This window comes from Brevibacillus sp. AF8 (assembly GCF_021270385.1).
Classification (GTDB): Bacteria; Bacillota; Bacilli; order Brevibacillales; family Brevibacillaceae; genus Brevibacillus.
Window position 1 is genome coordinate 406,857 of the sequence record NZ_JAGQDN010000001.1, and the last position, 18,845, is coordinate 425,701.

Genomic DNA, 18,845 nt, shown 5'->3' on the forward strand with positions numbered 1-18,845 from the left:
CTTTCCCTATACTTATGGCCGAATATAAACTGTTTTTGTCTCGACGTAAAAATCGAGCGCTGACTCCCCTTGCTCTCTCGGACCCAACCCAGATATTTTTTTGCCGCCAAACGGAAACTGTGATTCAAAATGAGTCGACGGCATATTGACATGCGTGACACCTGACTGAATGCCTTTGACAAATTGGAACGCTTTTTGCAAATCGTTCGTAAAAATCGTGGAGGACAAGCCGAATTCCACCTGGTTAGCCACTCGCATAGCATGTTCGAAAGAATCCACATCGATCACGGCGATCACAGGGCCAAAAATTTCTTCGTTGGCAATCGTCATCTCCTGCGTGATGCCGGTAAACACCGTCGGAGCAACGAAATAGCCCTGGGCGAGATCACCATCTACAAGGCGCTTACCCCCGCATTCCAGTACGCCGCCTTCTTCGATGCCCTTCTGTACATAATGAAGATACAAATTGAGCTGATGCTCGTCCACTACTGGACCGTTATGATTGTCTGGATCGAAACCATTCCCGATTTTCAAGCCCTTCGCCCGCTCGATCAGTTTTGCTTTTACTTGTTCGGCTACTTCGGGAACAACCAATACACGACTTGTCCCCGTACAGCGTTGGCCATTATCGAAGAATCCACTCAATACGATGGAATCGATAGCGAGGTCAATATCGGCGTCCGCGAGTATGATCGCCGGATTTTTCCCGCCCATCTCCGCCTGAATCTTGCCTCCTCTGGCTCCAACTGCCCTCCCCAAGGCAAGTCCCACTTCAGAAGAACCCGTAAATGAGATCCCTTTGACCAGTGGATGATTCGCTAATTCATCCCCGATTACCGCACCCGGTCCTGTTACCAAATTCACAACGCCACTGGGAACGCCGCTTTCAATCAGGAGCTGTACCAGCTTTACGCTAATCAAGGAGGTGTTGCTCGCTGGTTTGAATACAACCGTATTGCCCGCGAGGATGGCTGGGACGATCTTCCACAAGCCAATCCCCAGCGGAAAATTCCACGGGGCAATGATCGCGAAAACCCCGATTGGCTCTCGCACCGTGTAACCAATTACCCGTTCATCAAAGGAAGGCACCGTTTGACCCGTCAAGCGTGTGGCTTCCCCGGTCAACTGCTTCATGGAAGTGATTGTCTTGGCAACTTCGCCTCTCGCTTCGCGCAATGTTTTTCCTACTTCACGGGTGATCGTTTCTGCGAGCTCTTCTTTGTGTTTTTCCAATAAGTGAATGAGGGAAAACAAGAACTCTCCACGTGTGGGAGCCGATTTTTGCGACCATTCACCAAAAGCATTGGCAGCAGCTTCAATCGCAGAACGTGCATCCAGCCCGTCCGATTTTTGAAAATAACCGAGAATCTCATTCGTATTGGCAGGGTTCGTGCTAGGGAAAACCTGTCCAGTATGGCTCGTCACCCAAGCTCCAGCGATGTAGTTATTGTAGGTTGCTGTCAAATCGTCTCCCACCTTCCGCGTCTTATAGAAGTATTGTATATAGCAAAAATTATGAATACAATGTATATACAGACACTTATTTCCAACTATAAATGTGTATTTCTCTACATGGAGGACACGTGGATGAATTCTTTTTCGCTCCTGCTTAAAAAACTACATGAATGGTTTGGCGATCAGCCCTTTTCGATCTGGTTCCAATTTTCGCGTGATCGACATTTTCGGCTTGTTTTCTCCTCTTTTCATGAAAACGCCACCACGAATATTCCCCCTCTGACAGTACCTCCCTGTGACAACGTTGCTGTCCACATGCGTTATACCTATGCCCAACAGAAATACCGTTTTTTCTACGAAAACGAGGGACAAGCCGTCATTTGCCTTGCACATACAACAAACGAACCTATCATTCTTACCGCTGACCAATGGGAACTATTGTGGTTCGGCATTCGCCTGTTGATGGCAGAAGAAAAAATGACAGCCAAAGCAAAGGAAAGCAAGAAGCTTTTTGAAGGAATTCGTTCGATATCTGCTACCCTCGACGTTCACCAAATCATCCGTGGCATCATTGGTAATGCACTGGCTGTTATCCCGGCTGCAGACGCAGGCCTCCTGCACTTGTACGATCCCACGATCGACCGATTGATTCCGAAAGAGGCCGTCGGTTTTCACGATACGGTGTTCAAGGATCTCAAAATGCGGGTGGGAGAATCCATCGCGGGCAAAGTGTTCGAAGACGGAATCCCACGCATGTACAGAACCAACCAAGAAACAGCCCATGCGATGAAGGATATCTCTGCTAACAACTTTCACTCTCTGAACCACGCCAAAGCATTGCGTGACTTGAATGGGTTGTTATGTGTTCCAATATCACGTGGAGAAAAGCGTATTGGTGTACTTGTCCTGCATCAGTTTCATCAGGAAAATGTGTTCACCGAGTACGACCTTGACCTCCTCCAAGGCTTCGCAGACCAAACTTCCATCGCCCTGCAAAATGCCGAGCTCTATGCTGAAGTCAAACAAGCGTATGACCACATGGCTGCCATGAGAGCCCAACTGCAAGCCAAGCACGATGATTTGATACAACGCAACCATATCCATGAATCTATCAAGCAGTTGTCCTTGCAAAATAAAGGGGCCGAAACAATCGTAAAAAACCTAAGCAAAATGACCGGACATTCCATCCATTTTGCCGACTGGCTTGAGCAAAAAATGTATCCTGAAAAGAGTATGATATTTTTTAGCTGGGATGAACTGTATACGTTGCTGAACAAAAGAAGACAGCCTGTTTCTGTCACCTTGTTCTCTCCCGCTTCGGGTGACGATCAACTATTTTGTTTGTATCCACTAATCAATGGGAGCATTTTTCTCGGATGTCTCATGATTCCCTTGGACGAACGCGGACTATCTGATCTCGCACGTATGACAGTCGAGCAAGGGAGTGCTGTGCTCATACTCGATTTGGTAAAAAAGCAATCGATCAGCTCCGTGCTGTACAAACGTGCACACGATCTTTTTCAAGAACTGATCGCAAGCAAAGGCAATGAACTGGTTGACCGCGCCCGTTCGATGGGGTTACAGCCGCAAGCAAAATACTACTTAGTTTATGCCCATCTGACGCAGTGCCAAGACCTGGCATTGCTAGAAGCAAACATTCACCGACTCATTACCCGTTGGAAATGGGAGTTTAGTAAAACACAGATGTTTGTCTATGGATTCCATAACCATGTCACCCTCCTCGTCCGGTCTTTCGGCTCTCGAGATGGAAAGGACATCCGGGAGAGGCTGCAACAAGCGTCCTATGAATGGGATCTTGGCAAAGAAGCATCGTTATCCATTGGTGTGGGAAGTTTGGCAAGCGGGATTGAGCAAATCAGCAAAAGCTACGAGGAAGCCAAGAAAGCCGCTCACTACCTGACCAACCGCAGCCGTTCTGGTGTGGTGCACTACAAAGACCTTGGTGTCAATCGCCTCATGCTGAACCAGAGTCAGGCCGATATTGATGCATTCATTCAAGATGTCTTTGCCCCTTTCTGGGAAGACCCGGAAAAATATGAGGAATGGGAACAGACAATCATAACGTATATGAAATGCAGTCAATCCCCTCAACTGACCGCCAAAGAGCTGCACATTCACGTCAATACGCTGTATCAGCGATTGCGCAAAGTTGAGGAGCTTCTTCATATTGATTTGCGAAATCCCGAAGACTTGCTGAAATTACAGCTCGCTTGTCATTTGCGACAGGAAGGATAAACTCAAATAGGCAGGAGTAGCTTCGGACGAGAAAAAGTCCTAGACTACCGCTGCCTTTTTTGTTAGCAAAGTCTGCTTACGTGTCCTTGAATATTTGTTTACCATAATTATCTTATGTAAATTTCTTTATTAAAGTGCCGAGGCTTTGATGAGAATAACACTTCAAATTATTTCAAAACTTTCTTTAATGCTTTTTGTAACGCTTCATTGAAAAAATACCAGTCATGATTGCCAGACCATTCTTCATATTCAATGTCAAAGTTAAGATTCCGCATTTCATTGCTGAATCTTACATTACTATCACGCAAAAAATCTTCAGTTCCACATGCGATATATATTTCAGGTCTGACTGACTGATCTTTGATCTTGTTAGCTAAGTCCAATATCTCATGCTCTTCACTCCACTCCAAGTCCCCTCCTAAAATCCCTTGAAAATCCTTGAGCATCTGTTCTCCATAAACCATTCTGAATTTTTCAATCTCTCCATGCTCATCTAAATCCTCCTTTAAAAACAAGCACGGTGATGAAAATGCACAACAATAACCATATTGCTCTGGTTTTGACAATGCACATTTCAAAGCTCCATATCCTCCCATTGAATCACCAATAATTATCGTATCCTCTCTTTCTGAAGATATGTTAAAGACACTTTTGCATATGATTGGCAATTCTTCGGAAATGTAACTAAAATATTTAAATCCAAATTTCATATCCGAACAAAAACTTCTGGAAATTTCCGGCATTACAAATATTGCATTATAGTCATTTGCGTAAACAGGCAACATCGTATAATTTGCCCAATCACCATTACTTCCGCAAAGACCGTGAAGCAGATATACCACTTGATAATTTTGCTCCATATTAAATTTGTTTGGAATAATAACCGTTATTCCGGTTTCCATTTCTAGCATACTAGAAAAAACACTACCCCTTACTATCATTTCTTTGCCTCCGTTTATTCTTCTGGATTACGATTTTTTAAATTACTTTAAAAAATTCTTTACCAAAATTTACCCCCAAGCATTTTATCTGTCAACGCATTATTGTAATTATTTGTTTTTTTCATAACTTTTAACTGTTTCCTATTAAATTTCTCAATTCCAACACATAAAACCATTTCAAATAGTGGCTTGATATTCGTGTAGTTAACCCGAATAGCTTCCGTCGCCTTTTTTGCTAGTGCGATGAAGGAAAAAGAAACGGCTTACCGTTCATATAGTTTTGGATGATCGGTATTGCATAGGGCTGTTCCTCTTTTAGCCCCTCGGTTTCCCTGGGGTCAGGAGCATGATGACTATAATTCTCGATCATGACCATCACCGTGAAGCTCTCGAGTGTAGGGAGCCAGTCGCCTTCTAGCTTCCGCAAACTCTCGTAGCCTTTTACGACTAGCTCTCTTTGGGCAGGATATAGACCCAAAATGGTATGGGCGATATCATAAAGATAGTATCCAAACCCACATCTTCCAAAATCAATCGGCCGAGGATCTCCGTTGTGAAAAACGATGTTACCTTGGTGCAAATCGCCATGAATCATTCCATAGTGGCTGCTATTTTTGTCCAATTTTCCAAGACAAGTGAGTACCTTATCCGCTGCCAATTGATATAGCTCGAATTCTTCATCTGTCAGAAACCGATGGTAATGCTCTGTCAAACGAGTCATAGCGTGCTTGAAGCTATCCACTCCCCAGATCGGACGAGCAAATTCAGGGGTCAATTGGAAATGCTGAGATACTGTATGAAGCTTTGCTAATAAGACACCCTCTTTGTAAACTTGTTCTTCGGTCAGTTCTTTATCTGTATGCTCCCCTTTGACCCAACGCATGACGGATACGAAGACACATTCACCATTTGCGAGCTTGATGCTCACAGTCTTGGAACCATTGCGGCCATCTATTCCCGTTGGAATCTCGACCTCTATTTTTTCATGCAAATAACTGAGCCAAGCAAGCTCGGAATCTATTTCCTTTCTGTTCGTGGTCCCGTGAATGCGGAGTAAATAATTCCCATCCTTCTCCGTTTCAATGACAAACGTGCAAGTGTCGGACAGTTGGTTGAATCGAATGTGTTGCCAATCCAAGTCGTATTCGTGCATCGCTTTTTGTGCGATTTGCTGTGACTGGGCCACTACCTTCTCGATGTCATTTTCAGAATCCAAGTGAAACAACTTCGTCATGCGAATCCCTCCACCCAATAAATGGATCATACGCTGACATTCGTTTGATTTTCGCCATCCTCCTCTTTTCATTTTTTCGCTTGACTCCAACCTAAGGTCAGACTGCAAACTCGATTTCAGGAGGTGAATCGCCATGTTGTATACCGTTAACGATGTAGCCAAACTGTCTGGTACCACAATCAAGACTCTGTATCACTATCAAAAGATTGGTTTGCTGATGCCAGAAACCGTTTCAGAAAATGGGTACCGCTATTACGGTGAGAATGAACTCAAGCGGTTACAACAAATCTTGTTTTATCGTGAGCTTGATTTTTCGTTGGACAGCATTAAAGCTGCACTTGATCACGAGCCAGACAGACTTCGGTGTTTATGTGAGCAGCAAACGCTGTTAAAGGCACGCCAGCTACGCTTGGAGCGCCTCTTGAATACTCTCGAAGAAACGATTCGACACGAAAGGAAGCGAGGAAATATGTCCACAGCGAACATGTTTGATGGATTGAATGAAGAAGAATGGAAGCAGGCATTCACTCAACAAAATGAGCATTTGCAGAAAGCGTACGATTTTCAATTGGATACAGAGAATCTCGACGTGGTTTCCCTGAATGAAAAAGCTGCAGAAGCGAAGGCTTTCATGACGTTTATGGCAGAGGCGTTGAAAAACAACAAAAGTGTCGACGACGAAGCTGTTGTTTCTGCGATCGAAAACCATCTTGCTTTTTTACAAAAAGACCATCCGATTGATGCGAGAGCATTTGCCGAGCAGGCAAGATTTTTCCTATCAGATGAGTTCCACCGCGCGATGTTGGAAGAACAGCAAACGGGATTAAGCTACTACATTTGCATTGCTGCCGAAAATTACGCTTCCAAGTAAAGTGTAGTTAAACGATCGTTTAACAGTGAAACCGGGTGAGCTGCAACTCCCCGGTTCATTGTTTCCATTCCTATCTGATGCCTTAGTTTACCGCCCCGCTAATATGCTCCTTGATCAGCGTCCATCGATCACGAGAATTCGGCATGAATGCTGAAGCAATGGCTACGACGAGGTTTTTTTCCGGGATACAGCAGATAACATTACCGCCATCGCCCAGTGCAGCATATGAAAAAACACCGTCCTCTTCACGCAACCACCATAAATAGCCGTATTGATTGGGATTCATTGCGGTTGATTCATCTATCCAAGCCTCTGGAATGATCTGATGATTGTCCCAACAGCCGCGATTCAGATAGAGCAAGCCAATACGTGCCATATCACGGGGAGTTAACGTGAGCCCCCATCCTCCTGTGGAGTTGTTGTCAGGATCCTTTACCCACCCTCTCACATCATTCCCGAATAAATCTTCAAACCCAAACGCTTTCATATCATAATCAGGGATTTCTTCTATACCGATGGGTTTAAACAAGTGTTCGTTGGCAAATTCTCTGGCACTTTTACCTGTGCTGCGTGTAAGGATGGCTGAAAGCAGATGCGCTCCAGCGGTCGAATACTTAAACGCTCCAATCTCTCCCTTTTGCCCGAGCATATCCAGGGTATATGTTACCCAATCGGACTGCATACACATCTTGTCCAGTGGTTCGTGCCAGTCCTCAAAAAGATAGGGGGCTGTCATCGTGAGGAGATGGCGTATGGAGATTGCTTGTTTTTGTGTATCGGTATGATTGGGTGCATAGTCTGGGAAAAAATCCAGCACCTTTTGGTCGACATTTTTGATAAACCGCTCCTCTATAGCAATACCAATGAGAGCGGATAGAATACTTTTCGTTACAGACGCTACATGGTGCCTATCTTTCGGTCCATAGCCATGAAAATAGCTTTCATAGACGAGATAACCATTTCTCACAACAACGATTCCGTTTATGTTGCTGTACGAGGCTTTAATGATAGGGTCTAGCTCTGCTAGTTTTTCAGCGTCTATGCTCAACACGGCCGGGTCTCCTGCTTGCCATTCTGTAGTAGGCCAATCGCTTCTTTGCATGATAATTCCCTCCTATGCACGGAGAATGTCAATTTTTTCTGACTGGAAAATACACTTCTGTAACAACACTGGCATGATCGGGTGCGGTTACATAGACTTCGTAAGGTGATCTCACCAATTCATAGCCTTCATTTTCTACCCATTCCCTCAACCTGGCATATACCGATGTCAATTCTGAGTAAGGACCCTGACAGACAGACTTTGCACAAAGTCCCCCTGGAAAATCTCTTGTTCCCTTTACAGCCTCCTCGACCGGGAGCGCAAACTCTGTATCGTTTCCAGAGGGATTGTATTCAGGGCTGTGATAAATCGTCATTGGTGTACCGAGCAAGTTAAGCTTTTCAGTCGCAACCCTTTCATACAGCTTACCAAAGTACTTTCCATATCCTGTTACATAATCAGCACTCGTCAGTATCTGGCGTAACGAGAGAATATGGATTGGCTGGGTCTCCACAAGCTGTACTTCTATGTTGTCAAGGTATGCCATCATGGGGATCCCCTGCGCCATTTTCAAAAGATCATGGTTCAGTTGTTTTATGGTATAGTCCAAAGCGTTTCGTTTTTCATACATTTCCTTTTGTTTGCGAAGAAGCGTGGAGACAAGCTTTTCTTCCGATTGATCATCTTCCACTTCCAGAATGGCTTTGATTTCGTCCAGCGAAAAATGGTACGATTTCAAACGGTTGATGAAGAGCATCTTTGTCAGTTGCTTGATAGAATAATACCGATAGCCATTTTCAGGATTAATCTCGTCTGGGTTCATTAGTCCAATTTCGGCATAATAACGAAGCGTTTTCGTTGACACTCCGCATATCTTTGAGAACTCTCCGATTGCTAGCACAGGCTCACCTCCATTGCTCAATCTGTATCGATATTCTACTTATACCCCTTCCCCTTAGGGCAAAGTCAACTGCAAGAGCCGTTCTCCGGCAACCTGCTCGAATCTGACTTTGTTCTCAAACTGCTAGCACCTGCTAAGCAATGATTGTACAATGATCTAGTGAATCGTAAATGCTAAATAAAACCAGGAGGTTCTGAAAATGACGGAGCAATATGTATTCCGTTAAGTCCGTGGTCCCCCTAATATCTCTATTCTCACCCTATAAAAATAGAGGAGGACGAATATGGATATTTTCATTAGGGAAATGCGTGCTGGGGACGATGATTGTGGTTCAAACATTGATGGGAGCTTTATCGTAGACTCTACCCTTGTCTTACAACTTATGGGACAGCGAATCGGATATACGGTGAAGGAGGTCCCTCTTAGGAATAAAAGCTACGATGATGAACAGCTTGAGGAAGATACTGTTGAGGATTATTCGAACTATATCGGCAATCCCCATCAAATCATTTATGTAGCGCTCGTGAATAATCAAGTTGTGGGTCAAATTGTTTTGAAAAGAAATTGGAACAAATTTGCCTATGTGGAAGATATTAAAGTTGATAAGCAATATAGAGGATACGGTCTCGGTAAAAAACTAATCGAACAGGCTATACGTTGGACGAAGGATGGCGGGATGACGGGAATCATGCTGGAGACACAAAGTAATAATGTCCGCGCATGTAAATTCTACGAAAGTTGTGGTTTTGTCATCGGAGGTTTCGATTCCTACGTCTACAGGGGGCTTGACAAAGACAGTGATGAGGTAGCAATTTACTGGTATCTCATGCTTGATTAAAAAGTAATCCTCAGCACTTTTCAACTATCGGAATGATCGTTCAATGAATCGCGGTAGACAAGGACTTTATTTCTGGTCCATGGCTACCGCTGTTTTGATTGGTAAGGGTAGATGGTAAGATTGACTGCACTTTCTGTACAATTCATCGACGAGGTAAAGTTTGATTTGCAACTGTTCTTTCCCTATTTATTGGCAACGAATGCACAAATAATAGTCTTGTAGCGAAGTTTGCTAGATAAATAGAAAAAAGAGATAGGAGTTCGCTTTTTATGTCACGATCCGATACACGTAATCGCTTTATTATCATTGCAATGGCACTGGGCTTACTGATGTCTTCCCTCGACAATACCATCACCTCGGCGGCTATTAGTCACATTATTAAAGATATTGGTGGCTTTGAAAGCATGAGCTGGGTTTTCACCTCATACGTCTTAGCCGCGACCAGTACGATGCTCATCTTCGGGAAAATGTCCGATCTTTTTGGGCGCAAGTTGTTTTACTTACTAGGGATTACGATTTTTCTCATTGGCTCGGCACTGTGTGGCGTTGCCCAAAGCATCGAACAGCTAATTGCTTTTCGTGCCCTTCAAGGAATTGGTTCAGGGGCGCTCTTTCCGATTACTTTCACAATCCTGTTTACGCTATCCTCTGATCCGAAATATACGGCACGAATCTCTGGCGTGTTTGCCGGAATCTTTGGGCTCTCCTCTATCGCCGGCCCTCAAGTCGGGACCTTGCTCTCTGATTACTTGGGGTGGCGTTGGTGCTTTTATGTCAATGTTCCGATCGGTTTGTTGTCTCTCTTAACGCTTCTGTTTTCCCTAAAAGAATCCCGTTCTCATACAAAGCCAACGATTGACTATTGGGGTACCGTTACATTAATCGTCGCTTGTGTAGCTGTCATGCTGGCGCTTGAATGGGGAGGAAAAGAATATGAGTGGTCTTCTTGGCAAATCATCTCACTGTTTGCACTGGCCGGAATAGTGGGGATCGCTTTTATTATGGTAGAACGTCATGTACAGGAACCGATCCTTCCTTTCCAGATTTTCCAAAACCGAATGGTGGTCGCGACTTGTATCGCCTGTCTTTCTCAAGGTGCCATCATGTTTGCTGCTATTACTTATTTGCCTATTTTCGCTGTGGCCGTACTTGGATATCCGAACTCCAATAGTGTTTTGACCCCGTTGATGCTCTCTTTGACGGGAGGTGCCGTGGTATTCGGAATGTTGCAAACAAAATTTTCCTTTCGATCTCTCATGGCGTTCTCTATGCTCGCTTGTGTAGTTAGTTCTATTTTTCTTATGTACGTTTCAACTGGCATTTCCTTCTTTTTCTTAACACTCTTGATGATTCTGTTCGGGTTTGCTGCAATCGGGCCGTTAATGAGCGTTGCACAAAACGCGATCGTGCATTCGGTTGATAAAAAATATATCGGTATTTCTTCCTCGATCGTTGGTTTTTGTCGAAACATGGGAGGCGTACTCGGCGCATCGATCACGGCTGCTGTTGTGAACCAAAATTATGCGAGTATCGTATCCACAGGGGCGTCATTACATGGCATTTCCTTGGAGAAAGTAGCTGATCTGCTTAATCCTGAAGTTCTCATGCGTGAGCCTTTAACAATTGAGCCGAGTGTTCATTCTTTTCTGAGTCACTCTCTAGGAAGCGCCATCAATCATGGTTATACCGTGGGATTGATTTTCGCCGTTATTGGTTTCTTTTCTGTACTATACGCAGGCCCCAGCAAGCTTGAGCGCCAGCAAAAGAGTGTCGAATCATAAAGATCCAAGGGTTTCTTGCTCGCATCGCTTTCCAAAAATGGCAGCATGATGTATGGTGAAGTATATGCATTTGCAAACTATACTTCCCAAAGGAGAGTGTACTTCGTGCGTGAAACCTGTGTTCCGACTGGTGTGGAGCTGAAAGACACTGGCTTTGGATATACATTGTCTCTAATAGGCGGTAAATATAAAATGATCATTTTGTATTGGCTAGCTGAAAAGAAGGTAATGCGGCATAATGAGCTAAAGCGAAGTATCGGTACCATTTCTTTTAAAACGCTAAGCTTGATGTTAAAAGAGCTGGAGGCAGATGACCTGATCATCCGCAAGGAATTTCCCCAAGTCCCTCCCAAAGTGGAATATTCCTTAACAGAACGTGGGCTTTCTCTGATTCCCTTATTAAATATGATGTGCGACTGGGGAGAGAAAAACAGCGTGCCCCCTCGGGAGGAAGTAAGGCAGCAAGCATAGATTGTTTCTAACAGGAAAAGAAGTATCTCCCGAACGAGGAAATACTTCTTTTTTCTTTCCGACTTCTTACAGGTTATCAATGAATTTCAAATAATCTTGCGCGCTCTTATCCAATACGCTGCCGGTCGGTTCAAGCTCTTGACCAGGTACATTTTCCCCGGACTCTGTCTCCGTACCATAATACGCAAAGAATGAACGATAATCCGCGTGGCAGTAGCGGAAGGTTGTTTCAAAAGGGGTCAATATTTGCGCAAGTGTATACCGATACCTTCCCTCTTCCTGATAATCCTCTTTCCTTATTCCCGCAGATACGGCTAATGCAGCTTTGCGATTCTTTAATTTATCGCCTCCTTTTGAACCGTACGCCCACCCATATGCAAAAACATCGTCAAGCCATTTTTTCAGGAGAGGCGGACAATTAAACCAGTAAACCGGGAACTGTAAAACAAGATTCCCATGCGATTCAATCAATTGCTGTTCTTTTTCCACATCAATGTTTCCATCTGGGTATGCCTTATGCAATTCGTGTACGGTATACTTTTCTGGATATTTTTTGAGTTCTTCTACCCATCGCTTGTTGATGACGGATGTTTCGATGCTTGGATGTGTGACAATTACAAGGGTTTTCAAAGTAAGTTCCTCCTTGAAGTTTGTTGTTTTATGAGTATAAAATGCTCTCTGCAAATTTGTAAGTATGCACATTTTGTTCAGTTACTTACATAAAGGTGAGTGTAAAGAACAGAAAAAAGCCTCCCCGCGACCTAATGCATCTAGGTTCGTATCGTTGGGAGGCCTCTTTGCCAATGTTTTAGAAGAGCTTTTTCTCCATATACAGCGTGCCTTCAATCGGATTGAAACGATAGGGCTCAATTGGATAGAATCCCAACGAGCGGTATAGCTGAATTGCTTGTTCCATCGTAGGAAGCGTATCTAAACGGATGAAGGAATAGCCTCGTAATTTCGCATCGTCCATGATCGCCAAGGCTAATTTTTTCCCAACGCCCCTTCCTTTCCATTCAGGTTTCACATACAACCTCTTCATTTCGCAAACTTGTTCATCTATTTTTCGTAAGGCAACACATCCTGCTGGCTGTTCATCATCTAACGCCAACAAAATACAACCGTCTGGGGGTGCGTATTCGCCCGGTATATTTTGCATTTCGGTCGCAATATTTTGAAAGCTCAAATCAACTCCTAATGAATCTACGTACTCCATGAAAAGTTCACGTGCTTGTTCGTATTGATTTCCTTCTGTTGCATGAATCAAACGCAGCAATCCAAACACCTCCACATCTCGTCATACGATCATTTAAGAGGTGCGCAACGAGCGACGCAAGATTTTCCCTGTAGTGTTTTTGGGAAGCTCTGCTACGAATTCGACCTGACGAGGAACTTTGTATTTCGCCAGCTTGTCACGACAAAATGCCATAATATCCTCTTGAGAAACCGCTATTTCCTTCAAAGCCACAAATGCCTTGACTGCTTCACCATGCACCTCGTCAGGAATCCCGATCACAGCCGCCTCGATAACCGCAGGGTGCTGATAAAGCACTTCTTCTACCTCACGCGGATACACGTTATAGCCGTCAACGAGAATCATGTCTTTTTTGCGGTCAACGATGTACACATATCCTTCTTCATCCATACGCGCCATGTCTCCCGTATACAACCAACCATCTCGAAGCGCCGCTGCCGTATCATCTGGCAAACCAAGGTACCCTATCATAACGTTCGGCCCTTGCACCACCAGCTCGCCCACTTCTCCACGTGCCACTTCGTTTCCTTCCGGATCGACGACCTTGTTCTTCACAAGCGGGATATCGACTCCTACCGATCCTGGCTTTCTGGTCCCGTGCAGTGGGTTAAATGTTGTAGCTGGTGCTGCCTCGGACAAACCGTAGCCCTCCAGTACCTTGGCATCGTATTTCGCTTCGAACTTGTGCAGGAGCTCTACGGGCATGGATGCACCTCCCGAACAGTATATCCGTATGGAGGAGACATCTTCTTTTGTCGCAGTCGGCACCTGTAGCAGATAGTTGTACATGGTCGGAACCCCTGCAAAACATGTGGCTTTTTGCTCACGAATCGTTTGAAGGACGTCTACTGGATGAAATTTTGGCACGATAATGATGGCTGCTCCCGTGCGAATCGGGCCATTCATGCACACCGTCATGCAGAAGACATGAAACATCGGGAGTACCGCGACCATGCGATCTTCTGGCACCAACTCGAACAATATCCCCATCGCATCCGCATTCGATGCCATATTACGGTGGGAGAGCATCGCTCCTTTTGGCTGGCCAGTCGTGCCTGATGTATACAGAATTACAGCGAGGTCATCTTCGTTTCGTTCCGGCTCCACGTATCCTTCCTCTGACTCTTGCCCTTCCTGTACAAGCTGATCGATCGTTATTTCATTTTCAATAGATTCCGTGTAGATGAGAAGCTGCAAATCTTCTATTTGGTCCTTCATCGGGGTTAGTACCGGCTGCAATGTGGATAAGGCAATGGCTGCCTTTGCTTTACTATTTGATAGAATGAAGCTAATTTCGCGAGCCGTATAGATGGGGTTCATGGGAACAACAACAGCTCCTACGCGGAGTATCGCATAGTAAGCGCTAACAAAATGCGGCCGATTATCCATGAGCAGGGCGACAGCATCCCCTTTTCCAATCCCGTGCTGGGCGAGTCCTGCTGCGAGATGTTCGACCTGTTGATTGAATTGTGCATACGTCGTCGTTTCTCCCATAAAGACAAAGGCTGGACAATCCGCAAACTGTTTCGCGCTCTGCATGAGACCTTCACTCAAATGATACATCACACACCTACCCCCTTTTCAGAAAATTTTAACATCTGGAACCAAGCCTATAAAGTATTACTTTTAGGAAACATGAGGGATTGGCGGTGCTGATTGATTGACTTGTTCATTGCGCTTCACAAAGAGCAGGAAAAGCACGCCGCAAATGATAAAGAGCAACCCGTTGACGATCATGGCGTTGCCAAAACCAGTGCCAATATCTCCAGCAGACTGAACGATAGAGCCTGTTACTAGCGGCGAGATGATCCCTGCCAACGTAACCAGGCTGGACAACACGCCTACCAAAAGTCCCGTGCGTTCTGGCCACAAGCTGCTGACAATGACTGAGGCAGCTGTTCCAACAGAAAAAGCAAACCCTTTTCCTAGACACAGAAAGATCAAAACAAGTACCGTAGATTGAAAAAGAGTAACACTGTAAAAGCACAGTCCCCCTAGTATAATCGAAACACCTCCAACCAGAACGTATGATTTGCGATAGCTGCGATGCTTTTTAAAGAAACGATCACCAATGGAAGAAATCAGTATGGTCATCAGTCCAGCTAAAAGTCCCGTGCCAGCAATCGCATAGGCCATTTCCTGATTCGTAAACTGGAAGACCTTGACGAGATAGACAGGCTCCCATACGGATGCGAAGGTCGTCCCCCATATTTGAGCAAAATAGATTAAAAAACAGAATAGAAACGTGGATGAGAGCAAGACACCGGATATATCCGACCATTTCGCTTTTGGCAAGGTCGGAGGTTCGACTTTTGCAGGTGCGACGCTGACAAGTGGTTTTTCTTTTCCGATCCACAGCCAGACCAAGAGCCACATCAGACTGAGTGCGCCCATAAACGCCCAGGAAAATCTCCATCCATAGCTATCAATCAGCGCGACGATCACCGGTGCGGAAGCAACCGCACCGACGAAAGCACCGAAGTTCACGGTGGAATAAACCAATCCACGCTTTTCTTCGGAAAACCATTTGTTTAAATGGCTGACAACTGTTGCCCAAAACGGCCCTTCGCCTATTCCAAGCAATACCCGCGCTACGACAAGCATCGGCAAACCCGCGATCGCATAAGCGCCGAATTGAATGACAGTCCAGGAAAGTGCCATGATCGCCAGCATTTTTTTCGTCCCGATGCGATCCGACAATGCCGCGCCTACAATCCCGGCTATGGAGAAAAACCAGAAGAAACTGCTTCCAACAAGTCCCCAGTCTTTTTCGTTCAATGAAAATTCAGTCATGATCGGCACGGCAGAATATCCCGCAATCGTTTTATCCGCATAATTGATCATGTATAGCAAAAACAACATAATCATTGTGATTCTGGCCATCATGTGAATCACTCCGTTTGTACAGGAAATAGACTACCGCTGTTTCCCGCTATTTTGTAAGTCTCACGCGCCCAATTCCATCCGTGATCTCAATCACTGTGCCATATGGTTCACTCAACGCTTTAAGCCCCTCTAAAATGGTGGTATCCCCGCTTAATTTCGGCCACCCCATACGATGTACAGGCAGATCAAAACCTAGTTCAATCGGATGCAGCTCCAGTTCGAGAAGTTCACCATCTTGCATTTTCCACAAGGGAATAACCGACTCCCACACTTCTTTGTGCACACAGAGTCCGCGTGTATAGTTGGCACTCATCGCTTCCAACGCATCTGCCACATTATGGGTGTGGTCTAAACCATAGTGCTCGTAGAAATCTGCGGGCTGACTCGTAACGGCTTCTGTCTGAAAAATAAAATCTCCCAGGCTGTAAAAGATCGGTCGGTTGTTGTAGATTTCAATGCCTCGCAATAAATGGGGGCCATGTCCCACCACTGCGTGTGCACCCGCATCGATGCACGCTTTTGCGAATACAGGCAAGAAATCAGCCGCAACCTCTTTCGCTTCCCCCTTCATCTCATGAGCGTGAATACTCACGATGACGTAATCAGCCCGCCTGTTTGCCTGCTCAATCGTTTTGACGATTCTGTTCAGATCACGCGGATGCGGCTGAGTAGTCGTCCCTTCTTCTTCGCTTACCATGAAACGTGCATTTCCGAAGAGAAAGATCTCCTTGCCCGGATCGTTCATGAAGCCTTCCTCGATGAGAAGCTTGTTGAAGGCGTTAATGTCCGTCGACTCCGCAATGGCTTGCAGATCAGCGAGCTTTTCTTCAGTAATGTGGTGAGTCATCACATAGCGCATCGGGTTGATACCTGGCCTCCCGATACTATCCGAACGCTGATCTCCGGCCGCCCACCATGGATGAAAAGTCGATGTCGCAGCGATCAGGGCTACCCTGGCGCCTTCGCATTCAAGATAACGCGGAGCTCCCGCTTCAGCGAGATTTTTGCCTGCGCCAGCATGGACGAAGCCATACTCATTGAGATATCGTTCCGTTGCTTCTAGCCCCCCATACAAATAATCGAGCGCATGGTTATTCGCCCAGCCAATCATGTTAAAGCCATAATCTTTCATGACTTGCAAAACGGAAGGTGGTGACATTGCCCACGTGCCTCCACTTTGTGCGCTGGGATAGCCCTCATTATCGTGTACGGTCGTCTCCAGATTCGCAATGCGTACGTCCGCACGGTGCAGCAAGCTGGCTATCTCTTCAAAAGCTTGGTCCCTGTATGGAAGATTGCGAGTAATGAAGCTGTCGCCAGTCGCTGTGAACCAAATCGGCTTGGTCATTGGCAGGATTCCCCTTTCCCTTTTCTCCTTTTTTCTGCTTTCAAAAGATCGAGAAGTCTTCCTCTTCCTCTCCGACAAACGAGTATAGTTTCGAACTGATTTCATCATAGTGGTGCAATCGTTTCTGGACATTTTCCGCGTCATGGAGCATGACGCCTTTGATTAGAACATTTAGCATGGAAAATAGTGTGGGCATACCGCTAGTGGCAACGGGTTGGGGTGTGGTGATTTTCAGAAGATAATCTGCGACTTGGCTAATGGGGGAGAACTCGCCTTCCGTAATCGCCAAAATCTTCGCTCCCAACTCTTTTGCTGAATGGACCATTGCGACCGTCTCGCCAGGATGACGAGGAAATGAAATCGCAATGACTAGCCATTCTTGATCCCGTTCGGTGAGAAAATAATCTGCGTTATCAACGGCTCCCGTATACAGATGTGTGTTTCCTTTGATCGCATTCAACGCCTGGAACAACCATTTTGCAGGAATATGGCACCAGCGAAACCCTACCACTACGATTCGGTTTGCCTGTACGATGCTTTTAACCACCTCTTGGAGCAACGTGTAATCAATTTGCTGCAAGCCTTGTTGGAGATACGCAATATCACTTTCCATCACTTGATGAGCGTAATTGCTCAGATCCAGAGTAACCTCCGTGTCTCGATATTTCTGAATCGGCCCCTTCCTTTGGTCTCCTATCAATAGAGACTTTTTGATTTCTTCCTGAAGCTCTGTGTATCCGGAGTAACCCAATGCATAACAAAAGCGAATGACGGTCGCTTCACTGGTATTCGTAAACTCCGCGATTTTTTTGGCGGTATGGATCGCAAGTAAGCTTGGCTTTTCAATCGCGATCTTACAGATGATTTTTTGGCTTGCTGTCAGCTTTCCATACTGCTTCCGAATCCGTTCTTTTACGAGTTGTGCCATGCCTGAAGCTCCTTTATCATGCTGATTTGTTTTAATTTTGAGAATAGTATATCTTTTGCAGTAAATCACTTCAATACTTCTTGGAAAATGTAGTTTATGCTTCATTTTGGTGGATAACGAAAAGGAGCCTCCGTAGTCGGATGCCCCCTTCTCTTTTCTTTATCGTTCCGTACTGAGACATTCATTTGGAATCCATCCACATTCCCCGGTGCTCTCTAATTCGCACCAGCTCCAGCCATTCAACTCATGCATAAAGACTACGCGATCACCAGCGTCCACATTTAGCTCTTTTGCCGTATAGGTGGTGGTCAAAATCCCAATCTCCCCATCTTTTTCAATGATTTGCTCAGGTACCCAGCCCTCCAGCTGCTGTTCATCCAAGGTGTAGCAATACCGCCAATTTTGCCAATTTTCCGGTCCATCATACAACTTGCCTATTCTAACTCTTTGCCCTTCTACAAGCGTGATCGGATTCGGATAATTGGAGCGATGATTTTTGATTACGACCTCATTTTTCTTCGTCACGTGAAACACCTCACAAGAATAGGAACATATATTCTCATTATATCTGAACTCATGTCTCATGGATATTTTTTTGCGTGGTTGCCGACTTTCACCTTTGAGACGACGCCCAGTCT

Annotated in this window: 17 protein-coding genes; 5 read left to right on the forward strand and 12 right to left on the reverse strand. The window is 45.2% G+C overall.

Features of this window, described 5'->3' with window-relative positions; all coding sequences use genetic code 11:
• Positions 1–12: 12 nt before the first annotated feature.
• Entirely contained in the window at positions 13–1,464 is a 1,452-nt protein-coding gene (locus KB186_RS01425) for an aldehyde dehydrogenase family protein (protein WP_221868523.1), read from the reverse strand.
• Positions 1,465–1,587: 123 nt separating this feature from the next.
• Here KB186_RS01425 and KB186_RS01430 point away from each other — a divergent pair, with 123 nt between their 5' ends.
• The gene (locus KB186_RS01430) at positions 1,588–3,711 is read left to right on the forward strand and encodes a helix-turn-helix domain-containing protein (protein WP_232772965.1); all 2,124 of its coding nucleotides are present in this window, start codon (positions 1,588–1,590) and stop codon (positions 3,709–3,711) included.
• A gap of 167 nt (positions 3,712–3,878) precedes the next feature.
• On the opposite strand, the gene KB186_RS01435 is transcribed toward KB186_RS01430, so the two are convergent.
• Both KB186_RS01435 and KB186_RS01440 read right to left on the reverse strand, forming a co-directional pair.
• A complete protein-coding gene (locus KB186_RS01435; protein ID WP_232772966.1) occupies positions 3,879–4,652 on the reverse strand; it encodes an alpha/beta hydrolase in 774 nt (257 codons plus the stop codon).
• A gap of 235 nt (positions 4,653–4,887) precedes the next feature.
• Positions 4,888–5,886 carry a phosphotransferase enzyme family protein gene (locus KB186_RS01440; RefSeq protein ID WP_221868526.1) on the reverse strand — a complete coding sequence of 333 codons (999 nt, stop codon included), beginning with the start codon at positions 5,884–5,886 and terminating at the stop codon, positions 4,888–4,890.
• A gap of 133 nt (positions 5,887–6,019) precedes the next feature.
• On the opposite strand from KB186_RS01440, the gene KB186_RS01445 reads away from it, so the two are divergent.
• Positions 6,020–6,757, forward strand: a complete 738-nt coding sequence (locus tag KB186_RS01445) for a MerR family transcriptional regulator (RefSeq protein WP_173607752.1) — start codon at positions 6,020–6,022, stop codon at positions 6,755–6,757.
• An 82-nt stretch (positions 6,758–6,839) separates the two neighbouring features.
• Here the strand turns inward: KB186_RS01445 and KB186_RS01450 are convergent, their stop codons facing one another.
• The gene (locus KB186_RS01450) at positions 6,840–7,859 is read right to left on the reverse strand and encodes a serine hydrolase domain-containing protein (protein ID WP_232772967.1); all 1,020 of its coding nucleotides are present in this window, start codon (positions 7,857–7,859) and stop codon (positions 6,840–6,842) included.
• A gap of 28 nt (positions 7,860–7,887) precedes the next feature.
• Positions 7,888–8,700: a MerR family transcriptional regulator gene (locus KB186_RS01455; RefSeq protein ID WP_221868528.1), complete on the reverse strand. Its 813-nt coding sequence runs from the start codon at positions 8,698–8,700 to the stop codon at positions 7,888–7,890.
• A 283-nt stretch (positions 8,701–8,983) separates the two neighbouring features.
• Between KB186_RS01455 and KB186_RS01460 the strand changes: the two genes are divergently transcribed.
• The 3 genes from KB186_RS01460 (at position 8,984) to KB186_RS01470 (ending at position 11,790) form a co-directional block, all read left to right on the forward strand.
• A complete protein-coding gene (locus KB186_RS01460; protein WP_232772968.1) occupies positions 8,984–9,538 on the forward strand; it encodes a GNAT family N-acetyltransferase in 555 nt (184 codons plus the stop codon).
• A 269-nt stretch (positions 9,539–9,807) separates the two neighbouring features.
• Positions 9,808–11,319 (forward strand): MFS transporter, encoded by a 1,512-nt coding sequence (locus KB186_RS01465; protein ID WP_232772969.1) that lies wholly within the window; start codon positions 9,808–9,810, stop codon positions 11,317–11,319.
• A gap of 105 nt (positions 11,320–11,424) precedes the next feature.
• Positions 11,425–11,790 carry a winged helix-turn-helix transcriptional regulator gene (locus KB186_RS01470; RefSeq protein WP_232772970.1) on the forward strand — a complete coding sequence of 122 codons (366 nt, stop codon included), beginning with the start codon at positions 11,425–11,427 and terminating at the stop codon, positions 11,788–11,790.
• Positions 11,791–11,856: 66 nt separating this feature from the next.
• Here the strand turns inward: KB186_RS01470 and KB186_RS01475 are convergent, their stop codons facing one another.
• The 7 genes from KB186_RS01475 to KB186_RS01505 form a co-directional block, all read right to left on the reverse strand.
• Positions 11,857–12,420 carry an NAD(P)H-dependent oxidoreductase gene (locus KB186_RS01475; protein WP_232772971.1) on the reverse strand — a complete coding sequence of 188 codons (564 nt, stop codon included), beginning with the start codon at positions 12,418–12,420 and terminating at the stop codon, positions 11,857–11,859.
• 178 nt (positions 12,421–12,598) lie between these two features.
• Positions 12,599–13,075 carry a GNAT family N-acetyltransferase gene (locus KB186_RS01480; RefSeq protein ID WP_232772972.1) on the reverse strand — a complete coding sequence of 159 codons (477 nt, stop codon included), beginning with the start codon at positions 13,073–13,075 and terminating at the stop codon, positions 12,599–12,601.
• 24 nt (positions 13,076–13,099) lie between these two features.
• Positions 13,100–14,608, reverse strand: coding sequence for a fatty acid--CoA ligase family protein (locus KB186_RS01485; RefSeq protein WP_232773072.1), 1,509 nt, complete (start codon positions 14,606–14,608; stop codon positions 13,100–13,102).
• 63 nt (positions 14,609–14,671) lie between these two features.
• Entirely contained in the window at positions 14,672–15,931 is a 1,260-nt protein-coding gene (locus KB186_RS01490) for an MFS transporter (RefSeq protein ID WP_232772973.1), read from the reverse strand.
• 46 nt (positions 15,932–15,977) lie between these two features.
• Positions 15,978–17,279 (reverse strand): CapA family protein, encoded by a 1,302-nt coding sequence (locus KB186_RS01495; protein ID WP_173607761.1) that lies wholly within the window; start codon positions 17,277–17,279, stop codon positions 15,978–15,980.
• Positions 17,280–17,319: 40 nt separating this feature from the next.
• Positions 17,320–18,207, reverse strand: a complete 888-nt coding sequence (locus KB186_RS01500; RefSeq protein WP_173607762.1) for a MurR/RpiR family transcriptional regulator — start codon at positions 18,205–18,207, stop codon at positions 17,320–17,322.
• Between the two features lie 159 nt (positions 18,208–18,366).
• A complete protein-coding gene (locus KB186_RS01505; RefSeq protein ID WP_173607763.1) occupies positions 18,367–18,732 on the reverse strand; it encodes an SH3 domain-containing protein in 366 nt (121 codons plus the stop codon).
• Between the last annotated feature and the right edge of the window lie 113 nt (positions 18,733–18,845).